The sequence below is a fragment of the Streptomyces sp. B1I3 genome, from assembly GCF_030816615.1.
GTDB lineage: Bacteria > Actinomycetota > Actinomycetes > Streptomycetales > Streptomycetaceae > Streptomyces.
This window is the reverse complement of record NZ_JAUSYD010000001.1, coordinates 3166563-3180813: the sequence shown is the minus strand read 5'-3', so window position 1 is coordinate 3180813 and position 14251 is coordinate 3166563. Positions and strand designations below refer to the sequence as shown.

The following is a 14251-nucleotide window of genomic DNA, read 5'->3' as shown; positions in this document are numbered from 1 at the left end:
CTCAGCTCCCGAATACTTCGCGTACGGCGTGACCGAGGACGGGGTACAGGGCCCCGACCATCAGCACGATCCAGATGCCCAGGACGGTCCACAGCATCTGCTTCTGATAGCGCGCGCCCTTGGCCCAGAAGTCCACGGCGACGATGCGGAGACCGTTCAGCGCGTGGAAGAGGATCGCGGCCACCAGGCCGTACTCGAGCAGCGCGACGAGCGGGGTCTTGTAAGTGGCCACGACATCGTCGTACGCCTCGGGGGAGACACGCACCAGGGCGGTGTCAAGGACGTGTACGAACAGGAAGAAGAAAATGAGGACACCGGTGACTCGATGAGCCACCCAGGACCACATGCCTTCCCGGCCGCGGTACAGCGTTCCAGCCGGCACGGAAGAACCCTCCGGGAGCGGGGATTGGGGTCGGCCGGCTTGACTGTCGGTCTGACCCGGCCGGGTACGGTCCACCGGCCCCGGCCATCGTAGCGACGCATTGTCGGTTCCATGGCGGCGGGGCCTCCGGTGTGATCAAAGAGGCAATCAAAGAAGCACGGACGGGCTATCGCGGACCGTGTGCCACGGGTCAGAACGGGCTCCGGTCCCTGCCCGCCGCCGTCACCAGCTCGATGATGCGGGCCCGGGCGAGTCGCCGCATCTCCTCCGCGGTGAGGGCCCGCTCCTCGTCCGGGTCGTGAGCCAGCCGGGTGCGGATGGCTCCCAGCACCTGGTCCACGTGCTGGGAGGGCGGCAGGCCGTCCAGGCAGATCACGAAGACGTGGCCGAAGCGGCTCTCGTACGCGGCGTGCGCGGCCTGGAGCGCCAGGTGCGCGGCGCGGGGCGCGGCGTGGTGCAGACAGGGGGCACTCTCGGCGGCGAGCGCCTCGGCGATGTCGGCGGGCGCCAGGTCGTAACCGGCCTCGTCGGAGGCGGCGAGCAGGGCGCCGAGGTCCGGGTACGGGCGGTGGGCCGCCAGCCGCAGCGCCCAGCGCCGGCTGCCGCAGCACTCCAGCAGGGCCGCCTCGGCGAGCCCGCCGGGCCAGGTGTTGAAGCGGTCGAATCCGCTCGAGTGGGCACTCGCGCGTCCGCTCACCGAGACTGGTTCCGGAACCCGGGGCTCCGGCGGGGTCTCCTGCGAGGCCGCCACGGGGCTGCGGCTCTGGACGGGCAGCGCCGTCCGTCCGGCCGGCCGCGGTCGCCTCGGCAGGCCGGCGTGGGGCTCGCTGGACCTGGACAGCGGGAACTCCTCGAATGAATGACAACTGTGACCCTGGAGAGGGGCCCGAGAGCCACAAGGTTGCGCGGGGGAGAGAGTAAGGGCCGAAATGACTGTGCCGTAACGCTAGCGGGACCAGGCAACGAGCACCCGAAGCGTGCGCGAAATTCACCCGGACGGGAGAGTTTCGGGACGCTTGATGGACGAATCAATGGGGCGAATGCCCGACTTCTTCTCCTTCTTTGATCTCTTTCTCCCTCGATCCGGAGGATTCTGACCGATGTCGCCCTCACGTGGAGCCCTGGTGGCCGGCGCGGCCGTCACGGCGGTAGCCGCCGTCACCCTGACCGTCGTCGTCTGGCCCGAGGGTTCCGGCTCCGGCCCCCAGAACGGCGCGGCGTCCTCGTCCCGCACCTCGGCCTCCCCGTCGCCCACGCGGAGCTACCCGCTCTCCTCGACGCCGCGGACCGTACCGGCGGTGCGCGAGCACACCGCGGCGCGCGGCCCGGGCTGGAAGCCGGCCGGTGACAGCACGGTCGTCGCCGCCGACCACGAGCTCGCCGACGAGGCGCAGCTACTCGCCGAGGAGCTGAAGATCCGCTATCGGGGCGAGGTCGCGGCACGGGCCGGCGACGTCGAACTCGCCCTCGGGACCCCCGGCAAGGGCGCCCCGGAGTCGTACACCCTGAAGACCGAAGGGGACCGGGTCACGATCAGCGGGCCCGACCAGGCGGGCGTCTTCTACGGGACCCGCACCCTGAAGCAGTCGCTGAACGCCGACAGCACCATGCCCGAGGGTGTGGTGCGCGACGCCCCCGACCGGCCCCAGCGCGGGCTCAACCTCGACATCGCGCGCAAGCACTACAGCGCCGACTGGATCGAGGACCGGCTCCGGGAGATGGCCGACCTCAAGCTCAACCAGCTCGGCCTGCACTTCTCCGACGACCAGGCCTTCCGGATCGAATCCGACTCGCACCCCGAGATCGTCTCCGCGGACCACCTCACCAAGGCGGAGGTCCGCCGCATCCTGAAGCTCGCCGCGAGTCTCCACATCACGGTCGTCGGCGAGATCGACTCGCCCGGACACCTGGGAGCCGTCCTGCGGGCCCACCCCGATCTCCAACTGCGCAACACCCAGGGCGTGACCCGGCAGGGCGCCATCGACATCTCCGAGCCCGAGGCGGCCGAGATCGTCGACGACCTGTTGCGCGAGTACGCCGAGCTGTTCCCCGGCCAGTGGTTCCACGTCGGCGCGGACGAGTACCAGGCGCTCACCGTCAGCGACCCGCAGGCCTCCTACCCGCAGCTCGCCACGGCCGCCCGGGAGAAGTACGGGAACGGCGCCACCATCCAGGACCTGGCCGAGGGCTGGCTGAACGACCGTGCCGCGGTCGTCCGGAAGGCGCAGAAGATCCCCAAGGCGTGGAACGACGGCTTCTTCAGCGGCGGCACGGTCACCGGCGACAAGGGCATCGAGGTCGAGTACTGGACAGGCAAGGAGATCGGCGCCCGGCCGCCGCAGGACTACCTGGCCGAGGGCCGCAAGGTGGTCAACCTCAACGACGAGTACCTCTACTACGTGCTCGGCCAGCCCAACGACTTCGTCTACCCCACGGGCAAGCGGATCTACGAGCAGTGGACCCCGCTCGTCCTGCGCGGTACCGAGCCGGTGCCCGCGCGGTACTCGAAGCAGATCCTGGGCGGCCGGTTCGCGGTCTGGGGGGACTTCCCCAACGCCCAGACCCCCCAGCAGGTGGCCGACGGCATCCGTATGCCGCTCAACGCGATCTCCCAGAAGCTGTGGGATCCGCGAAAGCCGCAGCTCAGCTGGGCGCAGTTCACGGAGCTGGCCGACCGGACCGCCTCGTCCGGCTGAGCGGGGCCCCAGTACGCTCCTGGGATCCACCGGCCGCGCGCCCCGGGGAGGGGCGCGCGGCCGGTGCCGAGATCACCATTCCTGGGGGGCTCCACCACCATGCTGTGCACCACATGCGGGGTAAGACCCGTCGCCGACGCGGCCGGGCGCTGCACCCGCTGCACCGCCCTCCACCGGGCGGCCCCCGGCGGACTGATGCGGCCCACCGCCGTACCGCCGCCCGAGACGTGGCACCGGCTGCGCTCGCCCGTGGGGCTCTCCAAGGCCGTGGTCGCCCTGCTGTCCGCCGTCGTGGTGACCGATCTGCTCGCCGTGGCCGCCGGGCTGAACCTCCGTGGCGTGATCGGCGACGGGGTCACCGACGGCTTCCTGAACTTCGGCGGGGAGTCGGAGGCGCTCCGGGCGGACCTCCTGTACTCCCGGGCCGGCAGCCTCCAGATGCTGGCGCTGCTCGGCACCGCCGTGCTCTTCGTCATCTGGTTCCACCGGGTACGGCAGAACGCCGAGGTGTTCGACGCGAGTCAGCAGCCCATGAAGGCGGGGTGGGCGATCGGCAGCTGGTTCGTGCCGTTCGGCAACTTCTGGCTGCCCCGCCGGATCGCGGGCGGGATCTGGACCGCGAGCGCGCGGCCGGCCCCGGACGGCGGCCGAGGCTCCGTCTCCAAGGCGACGCTCAACGCCTGGTGGACCGCCTGGGTCGTCTCGCTGCTCTTCTCCCGGTACGCGTCCCGGCAGTACGTCGCGTCGGAGGAGCCGCAGGAGGTCATGGACGCGGCCGGCCTGGTGATCGTGGGAGATGTGCTGGACCTGCTCGCCGCGGTCCTCGCGATCGTCTTCGTGCGCAGCCTGACCCGGATGCAGGGTGAGCGCGCCGCCCTCGGGCCGCACCCGCTCATGGAACGGCCGGCGACCGGACCGGTTCCGTCCTGATCCGAACCGGGTTCCGTCCTGATCCGACCCCGACTGCTCCGGCCTCCCGGCCCCGCACGGCGGGCAGGAGCCCCGTCCCATGGCAGGCCCCGTCCGATCGGGGTGTCCCTTTCGGCCGGGGGCCCGATGATCGGCACGTCCCGTCGGAGCAGGGCGAAAACCGGTCACGGCGTCTTCGCCGGGTTCCCGCCCGAGCTCCTGCACAGCGCGCAGCCTGAGGCGCTCGTGCGGGATATTCGGCGCATCGCTGAACGGATCGGGCGCGGAGGGGCCCACCCGATAAGCATCCAGGGCGCGTTCCCTGTCGTAAGAGTGACGCTTTTCAGCCATCTGACGCAGTACGCGGTAACAGGAAGCACAGCGCCCCGCTGTGTCCCGGCCGAGTCGGTCTCCCGACAGTGCCGGCTTCCGGACCGAGGGGAGACGTCCATGAGCCTGCTGGAGCTGATCGCTCTTGCCGACGAGCGAGGGCTGGCCGCGAGCGCGCTCGCGTGCCTGGACCGCTGCCTGCCGCTGCTCACCGACGGCGACGCGCCGGAGCCGCTGCGCCCGCTCTGGGCGAGCTGCGAGGACGGTCAGGAATGGGCCACCCGGCTGAAGGCCGTCCGGCAGGCGGTGGAGAGCGTCGACATCACGGACGGCGCGGCCGTCCAGGTCCGCGCGATGCTCGCAGCCGCGCCCTCCGACTTCACCGCCGGGCCGCTGCGGGAATGGGCCGACGCCTGCTCGTACGTCGCCCTGGACGTCCACCGGCAGTTCGACTTCCCGGGCGCGGCCGTGGACGGCGCCGGGCTGCTGCGGCGCTGCCGCGCGGGCGACCCCGAGGGCGGCGGCCCGCTCGTCACGGGTGAACTGCGCCGCCAGGCGCAGATCCTGGAGGTGCTCGCCGAGACCTCGGGCACGGTCGGCAGCGGAGCGGGTCTGCTCCGGGTGCTCGACCTGTCGACCGAGGGCCGGCGCGTACTGCGCGCGGTGATGACGCGCCGGACCCGTGGCCAGGTCTGAGCCCGGCGGTGGACCTGGCCGGAGCTCTGCGGGCACGGCCTGCGGGCACCGGTCCGGGCCTTTCGTCCGTGGGTCGCGGGGCGGGTGCGGCACGGCCCCTGTGACGTTTCCGTCCGTCCCGGCGCAGAGGGAGATGGGACGGGTACCGCCGGGCCGGACGACGTCACGGTGACGTGCCGGGGCCGGGCGCCGAGTGGGGATACGTGGGCAAGGGCGGGGAGCAGCGTCGCGGGCGGATGTACGACGCCGAACTCGCCGCTGCCGTCGGGCGCGCCCAGCAGGGGGACGAGGACGCTTTCGCGGCCGCCTACCGGATGGTGCATCCGGGTCTCCTCGGATACGTACGCGGGCTCGTCGGTGAGGACGCCGAGGACGTGGCCTCCGACGCCTGGCTGGAGATAGCCCGGGATCTGGGGCGCTTCCGTGGCGACGGAGCCGGGTTCCGCGGCTGGACCGCGATGATCGCCCGTCACCGTGCGCTCGACCACCTGCGGAGACAAGCCCGCCGGCCGCGTACCGGACTACTGGAGCAGGACGTGCTGGAGATGCCCGGAGAGCACGACACGGCTGCCGCGGCGCTGGAGTCCCTCTCGACCGAGGCCGCTCTGGCGATGATCCGCACGCTCCCTCGCGAGCAGGCGGAGGCCGTACTGCTGCGGGTGGTCGTCGGCCTCGACGGACCGGCGACGGCGCGTGTGCTCGGCAAGCGGTCGGGTGCGGTGCGCACCTCCGCCTACCGCGGACTCAGGCGACTGGCCGAGCAACTGATCCCCGGCGGCCGGCCGGACGCTCGCCGGACTGATGTGACGGACGAAGAGCGCCGTACGCTCGGTGATGAGCCATGACACACGCATCTCAGCCACCGCCGGACCCGGAAAACCTTCCGGACACACTCGCATCGGCCGCGTCGCCGGCGGCCGTTCGGGGCCCTTCGGCGTCGGACCCCGAGGCCGAGCAGCGCGCGCTCGCCGCGTTCCGTTCGGCGCGTGACGGCGGAGCGTACGCGCCGGTGTCACCGTTGCTTCGGAGGCGGCGCAGGCGTGACGACTGGCGGCCCGGGTACGGGCGCAGCGGTGGGCGGCCGGTGCGGACACTGGTCGTCGCGTTCGTGACGGCGGCGACGCTGGGCGGGGTCGCGGTGGCCGCCGGGTCGGGCGTGATACCGACGCCCTTCGGCGGGCCCGGCCCGCGTGACCCGTCCCGTCCCGCGCACTCCGTTCCGGCGACACCCGCCCAACCGCCCCGCCACACGGCCGGCATCGCGACCCCGCACGCCGCCGAGACGCCTCCCCCCGGTCCGGCGGCGACCCCGGGAGCCGGCAGCTCCGGCGGCGGTGGCCACGGCCGGGGGCGGAGTGAGGGCGCCCTCTGTACGGCCTACCGCAAGGCCGCGAGCAGCGGGAAGGCCTCCGGTTCAGCCGCCTTCGAGCGCCTGGAGACGGCCGCCGGCGGGCCTTCGGCGGTCCCGGCCTACTGCGACGAGGTGCTCGGGCGACTGCCCGCGCGGAAGGCGGACGGTTCGCGGAAGGCGGACGGTTCGCGGAAGCCGGACAGCCCGCAGAAGACGGACAGCCCGCAGAAGACGGACGGCCCGCGGAAGACGGACGGCAAGGCGCGGAACGCCGCGCGGCCGGCGCCGGGCAACGGGCATGACGGGGGAGACACCCACGGCCGTGCGAACGGCGGGACCGGCGGCGCGCACGGTGGACAAGGCCGGGACAACGCGTCCGCAGGCTGGACCGCCGGGCCGTAGGAGGATGCGGAGAAGGCCGCGTCCACGGCTCACAGGGGCGAGGGACGACGACCGGGGCCGCCACCCCCCACAGGAGAGGCCCCGGCCGTCTTCCACGGGGCCGCAGTACGACCCCGTACTCATGTCAGCGCCAAGGGTGCGTTTTCTGTCACACCGCACTGTGTCAGGAGACCGTTGCGGGTTGTACAAGTCATGGACGTGGCACCGTCCGACCACGTAGCGTGCTGAGTCGCGCAGAGCGGCGCAGCAGTGGTGACCAGCTGCGATACAGATCAGCAGGGCGGGTTGAGGGAGTGCTGGGGGACGACGCGGAGCTGACCGCCGCGGTGCTCGCGGCACAGGACGGGGACGAGGACGCCTTCCGTACTGTGTACCGCGCCGTGCATCCACGGTTGTTGGGCTACATACGGACGCTGGTGGGGGAGCCGGACGCGGAGGACGTGGCGTCCGAGTCCTGGCTGCAGATAGCCCGTGACCTCGACCGGTTCAGCGGGGACGCCGACCGGTTCCGGGGCTGGGCGGCCAGGATCGCGCGCAACCGCTCGCTCGACCACATACGGATGCGGGGCAGGCGCCCGGTGTCCGGCGGCGACGAGAGTGAACTGTTCGAGGAACCGGCCACGTCCGACACGGCCGGCGAGGCACTGGAGTCCCTGGCCACCAGTCACACCCTGTCCCTCATCGCGCAGCTGCCGCAGGACCAGGCCGAGGCCGTCGTGCTCCGCGTGGTGGTCGGCCTGGACGCGAAGAGCGCGGCCCGGACACTGGGCAAGCGCCCCGGCGCGGTGCGCACGGCCGCCCACCGGGGGCTGAAGCGGTTGGCGGAACTGGTCGGCGCCGAGCATCCTTCCCAGGACGGGACCCCGGCGGCGGTGGCGGAGCTGGGTGCCGTGCCCGTACAGCGCCCCGGCCGTGACGGTACGGCGGCGCCCGCCGGTGTGACGCATTCGCGTCCGTGGACGCAGAAGGACATGTGATGGCCGACGAGCAGGACGAGTGGCTCGACGCGAACGCGGCGGAGCGTCTGCTCCGCGGCGAGTCCGTCGAACCCGTCGACGATCACGCCAGGACCGGAAGCCGGCGGCTGGAGGAAGCGCTGCGCGCGGTGCGTACCCCGCGTCCCTCCGGTGAGGAACTCCCCGGCGAGGCGGCCGCACTGGCCGCGTTCCGTGAGGCGTCCCGTGCCACCGGGCGGGGCGCCGCGGTGGCGTCCGCCGGCCCGGCGGGGCAGCGGGAGGCCGTCCACACCGTACGGATCGGCGGGACGCGCACCTCTCCCTCGCGGCGCCCGCGCTGGACGCGGCCGGTGCGCTACGGCCTCGCCGTCTCGCTCGCGGGGTGCGCACTCGGCGGTGTGGCGGTCGCCGGCGGGACGGGGATGCTGCCCGCCCCCTTCGGCGGCGACGGTGCCCCGGCTCCGGCCACGTCCGTCTCGGTGGCGGCGTCCCCGGAGGACCTGGGTGCCGAGGTGCCCGGCCCCGGGCCCTCGGTCGGGCCGCCGGTCCGGCCCGGTGAGTCCAGCCCGCCCGCCCCCGAGGCGACGGACGGCGGAGCCGACCCGGAGGACGGGGCGACGGGAACCGCCCCCGGCGGGGGCGGCGCCGCACAGGACGGTGACGCCCGGGACGACACCCCGGCACCGGACGGCTCCCCCGACAGCACCGACGGGAACGGGGTGCCCGACGACTCCGCCGGCGGGAGCGCCGCCGACGTGTACGCGAAGTCGATCCAGGCCTGCCGTGCCTACCGCGACGACGACATGAGCCGGAAGGAGGAGCGCCGCCTCGTCAAGCTGGCGAAGGGCGAACGCAACCTGGCGCGCTTCTGCGAACGGGTCCTGGGTGAGGGCCGCGACGGCGGGAGCGCCGACAGAAGTGACAGCGGCACCGGGGACGGCTCCGGCGGTGCTGAGGACGACGGGAGTGGTGAGGGCGGCAAGGGTTCGCTCCCCTCGCTCCCCTCGGTCTCCTTCCGCACGGCTTTCCCGCGGAGCGCTCCGGAAGGCGGAGAAACCCCGGAGGCCGCGGCCGGCGCCTTGGTGCCCGCACCGCCCGTACCGCCGGCACCAGCGCGCTGACCTGCGCTCATACGTCGTCCGGTGTGCTCTGTGGCCATCAGGTGTGACATTTTTCGACGGCCGGACGCAGTAGAGAGTGAGCCGACTGGTCATCGGCCGCGCACGAGCCGGGGTTCCCCCCGTACCTTCGGCTCGGCGCACCTGGCGCGGGCGGGACACGTTCCCCCGGTCCCGTCCGCGCCTCTCCGCCGGCAGTGTGGGCCGGCCCCGCCACCGGTGCCGGCCGGGCCCGGTCCCACCGGGCACGCCCCACCGGCTCCGGGCCCGTCACCAGTAGATGACGACCTTGTCGCCGTTCTTCACCTGGGCGAAGAGCGAGGCGATCTTCCCCTCGTCCCGTACGTTCACGCAGCCGTGCGAGGCGCCGCCGTAGCCGCGCGCCGCGAAGTCCGACGAGTAGTGCACCGCCTGTCCGCCGCTGAAGAACATGGCGTACGGCATGGGCGAGTCGTAGAGCGTCGACACGTGGTGGCGCGACTTCCAGTACACCGAGAAGGTGCCCTCGCGGGTGGGCGTGTACTGCGAGCCGAAGCGCACGTCCATCGACGAGACGACCCGGCCGTCGATCATCCAGGACAGGGTGCGGCTGTTCTTGCTGATGCACAGGACACGGCCCGTCATGCAGCGCGCGTCGGGCCGGGCCGCCGGCTCCCCGGCCGGTGGACTGAGCTCCTGCGCCGTCGGCTTCCGCGTCATGGCGAGCAGCCGCTCCCAGGTCACGGTGTCGGTCCTGCCCGTCCGGGAGAGTCCCCGCTTGCCCTGGAAGGACTGCACGGAAGCCACTGTCGCGGTCCCGTAGTAGCCGGTCGGGGCACGGTTGAAGTGACCGATCTGGCGCAGCCGGGCCTGCAGTTCCCGTACCCGCTTGCTCCGGTCCCCGACGGACATCAGGGTCTCCGGCTGCGGCGAGGGCCGCGGGTCGGCCGTCTCCGTCGGAGCGGCGGAGGCGGAGGGGGACGTGGACGCCGGCAGGGAGGCGCTCGCCGGGGCGCCGCCCGGCCTGGCGTCGTCCGTGGGACCCGCGGCTGCGACGGACGGATCGGGCGGCGTGGGGGGCTCCGCCGCGCCGACGGGCTCCGCCCGGCATCCCGCCGTCAGCGTGGCGACCGCGAGCACGCCGACGGCGGCAGCCGTCGCCCTGCGCCCTCGGCCCGCACGGCTGTTCGTCCGCAGGCTCCGTACCCGTCTCATCCTCGGCCCCCTGGCTCACCCGCCACCGTCCCGGTCGTGGCGCGGTATCTCCTGAGACGAATTCCCGCCCTGCCCGGTTGCCGAATCCTGCGCATGATGGGGGACAGGCGTCCGACACCGGGGCGCACGCTGTGAGCAAGGTCCCAGCGCGTGGCTCTTCCCGGCCGGGCCGCCGCCGCTAGAGTCCGTCGCGAGGTTTGTTACCGATAAGTAGTGCGAGTGGGAGGCACAGCACATGACGCGTGAGTCCGAGTCGGGGCTGCCGATCGAGCCGGTGTACGGACCGGACGCACTCGAGGGCTGGCGGGCCGAGGAGAAGCTGGGCGAGCCGGGTTCGTATCCCTTCACGCGTGGTGTCTACCCCTCGATGTACACGGGCCGGCCGTGGACGATGCGGCAGTACGCCGGGTTCGGTACCGCCACAGAGTCCAACGCCCGCTACAAGCAGCTGATCGCCAACGGCACGACCGGCCTGTCGGTCGCCTTCGACCTGCCCACCCAGATGGGGCACGACTCGGACGCCCCGATCGCCTCCGGCGAGGTCGGCAAGGTCGGGGTGGCGATCGACTCGATCGACGACATGCGCGTCCTGTTCGGCGGCATCCCGCTGGACAAGGTCTCCACGTCCATGACGATCAACGCGCCGGCAGCTCTGCTGCTGGTCCTGTACCAGCTGGTCGCCGAGGAGCAGGGCGTGCCGGCGGACAAGCTCACGGGCACGATCCAGAACGACGTGCTCAAGGAGTACATCGCCCGGGGCACGTACATCTTCCCGCCGAAGCCCTCGCTGCGGCTGATCGCGGACATCTTCAAGTACTGCCGGGCCGAGATCCCGAAGTGGAACACCATCTCGATCTCCGGCTACCACATGGCCGAGGCGGGTGCCTCGCCCGCGCAGGAGATCGCCTTCACCCTGGCGGACGGGATCGAGTACGTCCGTACGGCCGTCGCCGCCGGCATGGACGTGGACGACTTCGCGCCGCGGCTCTCCTTCTTCTTCGTCGCCCGTACGACGATCCTCGAAGAGGTCGCCAAGTTCCGTGCCGCGCGCCGGATCTGGGCCAAGGTGATGCGGGAGGAGTTCGGCGCGAAGAACCCCAAGTCGCTGATGCTGCGCTTCCACACCCAGACCGCCGGTGTCCAGCTCACCGCCCAGCAGCCCGAGGTCAACCTGGTCCGGGTGGCCGTTCAGGGCCTGGGCGCGGTCCTCGGCGGCACGCAGTCGCTGCACACCAACTCCTTCGACGAGGCGATCGCCCTGCCGACGGACAAGTCGGCCCGCCTGGCGCTGCGCACCCAGCAGGTCCTGGCGTACGAGACCGATGTGACGGCTACGGTGGACCCGTTCGCGGGGTCCTACGTCGTCGAGAAGATGACCGACGACGTCGAGGCCGCCGCCCTGGAACTGATGATCAAGGTCGAGGACATGGGCGGCGCGGTCAACGCCATCGAACGCGGCTTCCAGAAGAACGAGATCGAGCGCAGCGCCTACCGCATCGCCCAGGAGACGGACAGCGGCGAGCGCGTCGTCGTGGGAGTGAACCGATTCCGCCTCGACGAGGAGGAGCCCTACGAGCCGCTCCGCGTCGACCCGGCGATCGAGGCCCAGCAGGCCGCACGCCTGGCGAAACTCCGCGCCGAACGTGACCAGGGGGCGGTCGACGCGGCGCTGGCCGAGCTCAGGAAGGCGGCGGAGAGCGACGCGGGCACAGCCAACGTGCTCTACCCGATGAAGGACGCGCTCAAGGCACGGGCGACGGTCGGCGAGGTCTGCAACGCGCTGCGGGAGGTCTGGGGCGCCTACGTCCCGACGGACGCCTTCTGACGGGCGGGCCACCCCTCGCGGGTGGTCTCGCCCCGATCGCCGCACCCGTGGGCCGGGAGGCCGCCTCCACCGCCCGGGCGGCCTCGGCCCCGCGGACGGGACTACGCCCGGGCCCGGGCCGGTGTCCCGGCCCACGGAGTGGCCGGCCGCGAGCGCGACCAGACACCGGCCCGCACCGGTCCATGGTGCGGCGCGCAGTACAGGAGGCTCTCCGCGGACCGCCTGCCGGACGGCGGGGAGGACCGATCCGCCGCATCCCGGACCGCTCGGACGCAGCGCCGCGCCCGCGTGCGACACTCCGTCCATGCTGGGTGTCACCGATCTTCCGACCTATCTCGCCGGCCTGGTGCTGATCATTCTGCTGCCGGGGCCGAACTCGCTGTACGTGCTGTCCGTCGCGGCCCGGCGCGGGGTGCGCACCGGTTATGTGGCCGCCGCCGGGGTGTGGACCGGGGACGCCGTCCTCATGACGTTGTCCGCGCTGGGCGCCGCCTCGCTGCTGCAGACGACGCCTCTGCTCTTCGCCGTCGTGAAGTACGCGGGTGCCGGCTATCTGACCTGGATGGCGATCGGGATGCTGCGCGCCGCCGTGTCCATGTGGCGGGAGCGGCACCGGCGGGTGACCGAGCTGACGGACGGGGCCGGGGCGGTCCCGGCGCCGTCGTCGCTGGAACAACCGCAGGAACAGTCGCAGGAACACCCCTACCGGCGCGCGCTGGTGGTCAGCCTGTTCAATCCGAAGGCCATCCTGTTCCTGATCTCCTTCTTCGTGCAGTTCGTCGATCCCGACTACGCCTATCCGGCCTTGTCGTTCCTGCTGCTGGGCACACTGCTGCAGGTCGGCAGCTTCCTCTACCTCTCCACGCTCATCTTCGGCGGCACCCGCCTGGCCACCGCGTTCCGCCGTCGCAAGCGGCTGTCGGCGGGAGCCACGTCGGCAGCGGGTGTGCTGTTCCTCGGCTTCGCGGCGAAGCTCTCGTTCAGCAGCGTCTGAGCCATCGCTGACGCGACCGCGGCCGGTGCGGCACCGGAGGCCGCGGCGGGTGGCGCGCCGAGCGTGGGGGCCGTGGGGGCCGTGAGGGACTCCCCGCTCACCCGGTCCTGCCCGGAACCGCGCCCACGCACCGTGCCGGGGCCGGCGTCGAGCCGGTGGGGGCCGGGGCCACCCACCGGGCACCACGCTCTCAGCCCACCCGCTCCCGCAGGGGGACCTTCGCCGCCTGCGCCGCCATGGCCCGTTTCAGCCGGGGCCCGATCGGCTTCTCCACCAGACGGTGGAGCAGATGGGCCAGGACGAGCATGGTCCCCACCGAGGCGATCATCGTCACCTGCGGCGGCAGGTGCAGCGCGCGGTTCATGACGCGGATCGCGAACCAGCCCAGATGCTCGTGCAGCAGGTAGAACGGGTAGGTGAGCGCGCCGGCGACCGTCAGCCAGCGCCAGTTCGCCCAGTGGAGCCTGCCCAGCGCCACCGCGGCCACCGCGACGAACGCCAGCGTCACGATCGCCTGGACGACGTAGGGGGAACGCGCGAAGTCGCCGTCCATGCCCGGGTGCCAGAGTGCCGTGACCGAGTACCGCTGGCCGAGGAGCCAGCTCGTGACCACGATGCCCCACAGCAACAGGTCGCTGCCGTAGCGGTGGATCAGGTAGAGGGCGAGGCCGCCGATGAAGTACGGGGCGTGGTCCCGCATGACCAGGGCATCCGTGAGCGGCGTCTGCGCGACCCGGGCGAAGACGGCCGCGAACGTCCAGCCGATGCAGAAGATGACCACCCGGCGGTACGTCACACCGCGCCAGACGACGAAGACGGCGAACAGGAGGTAGAACCGCATCTCCACCCAGAGCGTCCAGCACACCCCGAGGACCCGGTCCACCCCCATCGGCTGCTGCAGCATGGTGAGGTTGACGAGGAGCTCGTCCAGCGGCAACGGCCGGACCACCACCGGCAGCAGCACCGCGGCAGCGGTGATGATGACGATCGCCGCCCAGTAGGCGGGGTACAGGCGGGCGACCCGGGAGCGGAAGAAGTCCCCCGGGCTCCGGCCCCAGCTGCTCATGCAGATGACGAAGCCGCTGATGATGAAGAAGAGCTGGACCCCGAGGCTGCCGTACGTCGCGAACGACGACAGGGTGGGGAACTTCAGGCCCGGTGACTGGCCCCAGGCCTCGGCCACCGGGCCGTTCTTGCCCGCGTAGTGGTACAGGCAGACCATGAGGGCCGCCAGGATGCGCAGGCCGTCCAGGGCGCGGAGACGGCCCGCCTCCCTGGGCGCGGGACGGGGTGCCTGTATCGGGACGGCTGCCTGGGCAGGCAGAGGTGGCGCGCTCGTCACTTCGGTGGTCCTTCCACGTCTTCCACGGTCTTCCCCCCCCGGGAAGACGGACGGTC

At 72.3% G+C, this 14251-nt stretch carries 13 protein-coding genes; 9 read left to right on the top strand and 4 right to left on the bottom strand.

The annotated features are described in order from the left end of the window. Nucleotide 1 precedes the first annotated feature (1 nt). Complete coding sequence (gene sdhC, locus QFZ58_RS14415) at nucleotides 2-382, bottom strand: succinate dehydrogenase, cytochrome b556 subunit (RefSeq protein WP_150488090.1); 381 nt, start codon at nucleotides 380-382, stop codon at nucleotides 2-4. Between the two features lie 190 nt (nucleotides 383-572). Continuing rightward, the gene (locus tag QFZ58_RS14410) at nucleotides 573-1079 is read right to left on the bottom strand and encodes a 2-oxo-4-hydroxy-4-carboxy-5-ureidoimidazoline decarboxylase (RefSeq protein ID WP_307125337.1); all 507 of its coding nucleotides are present in this window, start codon (nucleotides 1077-1079) and stop codon (nucleotides 573-575) included. Nucleotides 1080-1482: 403 nt separating this feature from the next. Here QFZ58_RS14410 and QFZ58_RS14405 point away from each other — a divergent pair, with 403 nt between their 5' ends. The 7 genes from QFZ58_RS14405 (at nucleotide 1483) to QFZ58_RS14375 (ending at nucleotide 8843) form a co-directional block, all read left to right on the top strand. Continuing rightward, nucleotides 1483-3078, top strand: coding sequence for a family 20 glycosylhydrolase (locus QFZ58_RS14405; RefSeq protein WP_307125336.1), 1596 nt, complete (start codon nucleotides 1483-1485; stop codon nucleotides 3076-3078). Between the two features lie 99 nt (nucleotides 3079-3177). Then, nucleotides 3178-4008 carry a DUF4328 domain-containing protein gene (locus QFZ58_RS14400; RefSeq protein ID WP_307125335.1) on the top strand — a complete coding sequence of 277 codons (831 nt, stop codon included), beginning with the start codon at nucleotides 3178-3180 and terminating at the stop codon, nucleotides 4006-4008. A gap of 429 nt (nucleotides 4009-4437) precedes the next feature. Then, nucleotides 4438-5013 carry a hypothetical protein gene (locus QFZ58_RS14395; protein ID WP_307125334.1) on the top strand — a complete coding sequence of 192 codons (576 nt, stop codon included), beginning with the start codon at nucleotides 4438-4440 and terminating at the stop codon, nucleotides 5011-5013. 203 nt (nucleotides 5014-5216) lie between these two features. Next, nucleotides 5217-5858 carry an RNA polymerase sigma factor gene (locus QFZ58_RS14390; protein ID WP_307128864.1) on the top strand — a complete coding sequence of 214 codons (642 nt, stop codon included), beginning with the start codon at nucleotides 5217-5219 and terminating at the stop codon, nucleotides 5856-5858. Further along, on the top strand, nucleotides 5855-6766 hold the full coding sequence (locus QFZ58_RS14385) for a hypothetical protein (protein ID WP_307125333.1): 912 nt from the start codon (nucleotides 5855-5857) through the stop codon (nucleotides 6764-6766). Before QFZ58_RS14390 ends, QFZ58_RS14385 begins: the two co-directional genes overlap by 4 nt. Nucleotides 6767-7059: 293 nt before the next feature. Continuing rightward, the gene (locus QFZ58_RS14380) at nucleotides 7060-7743 is read left to right on the top strand and encodes an RNA polymerase sigma factor (protein ID WP_307125332.1); all 684 of its coding nucleotides are present in this window, start codon (nucleotides 7060-7062) and stop codon (nucleotides 7741-7743) included. Further along, on the top strand, nucleotides 7743-8843 hold the full coding sequence (locus tag QFZ58_RS14375; RefSeq protein WP_307125331.1) for a hypothetical protein: 1101 nt from the start codon (nucleotides 7743-7745) through the stop codon (nucleotides 8841-8843). Before QFZ58_RS14380 ends, QFZ58_RS14375 begins: the two co-directional genes overlap by 1 nt. Nucleotides 8844-9110: 267 nt before the next feature. Here the strand turns inward: QFZ58_RS14375 and QFZ58_RS14370 are convergent, their stop codons facing one another. Beyond that, nucleotides 9111-10034 (bottom strand): L,D-transpeptidase family protein, encoded by a 924-nt coding sequence (locus QFZ58_RS14370; protein ID WP_307125330.1) that lies wholly within the window; start codon nucleotides 10032-10034, stop codon nucleotides 9111-9113. A 235-nt stretch (nucleotides 10035-10269) separates the two neighbouring features. On the opposite strand from QFZ58_RS14370, the gene QFZ58_RS14365 reads away from it, so the two are divergent. Then, nucleotides 10270-11859, top strand: coding sequence for a methylmalonyl-CoA mutase (locus QFZ58_RS14365; protein ID WP_307125329.1), 1590 nt, complete (start codon nucleotides 10270-10272; stop codon nucleotides 11857-11859). 304 nt (nucleotides 11860-12163) lie between these two features. Next, nucleotides 12164-12853: a leucine efflux protein LeuE gene (gene leuE, locus QFZ58_RS14360; protein WP_307125328.1), complete on the top strand. Its 690-nt coding sequence runs from the start codon at nucleotides 12164-12166 to the stop codon at nucleotides 12851-12853. 190 nt (nucleotides 12854-13043) lie between these two features. Here leuE and QFZ58_RS14355 read toward each other — a convergent pair whose 3' ends face one another. Further along, nucleotides 13044-14195: an acyltransferase gene (locus QFZ58_RS14355; RefSeq protein WP_307125327.1), complete on the bottom strand. Its 1152-nt coding sequence runs from the start codon at nucleotides 14193-14195 to the stop codon at nucleotides 13044-13046. Between the last annotated feature and the right edge of the window lie 56 nt (nucleotides 14196-14251).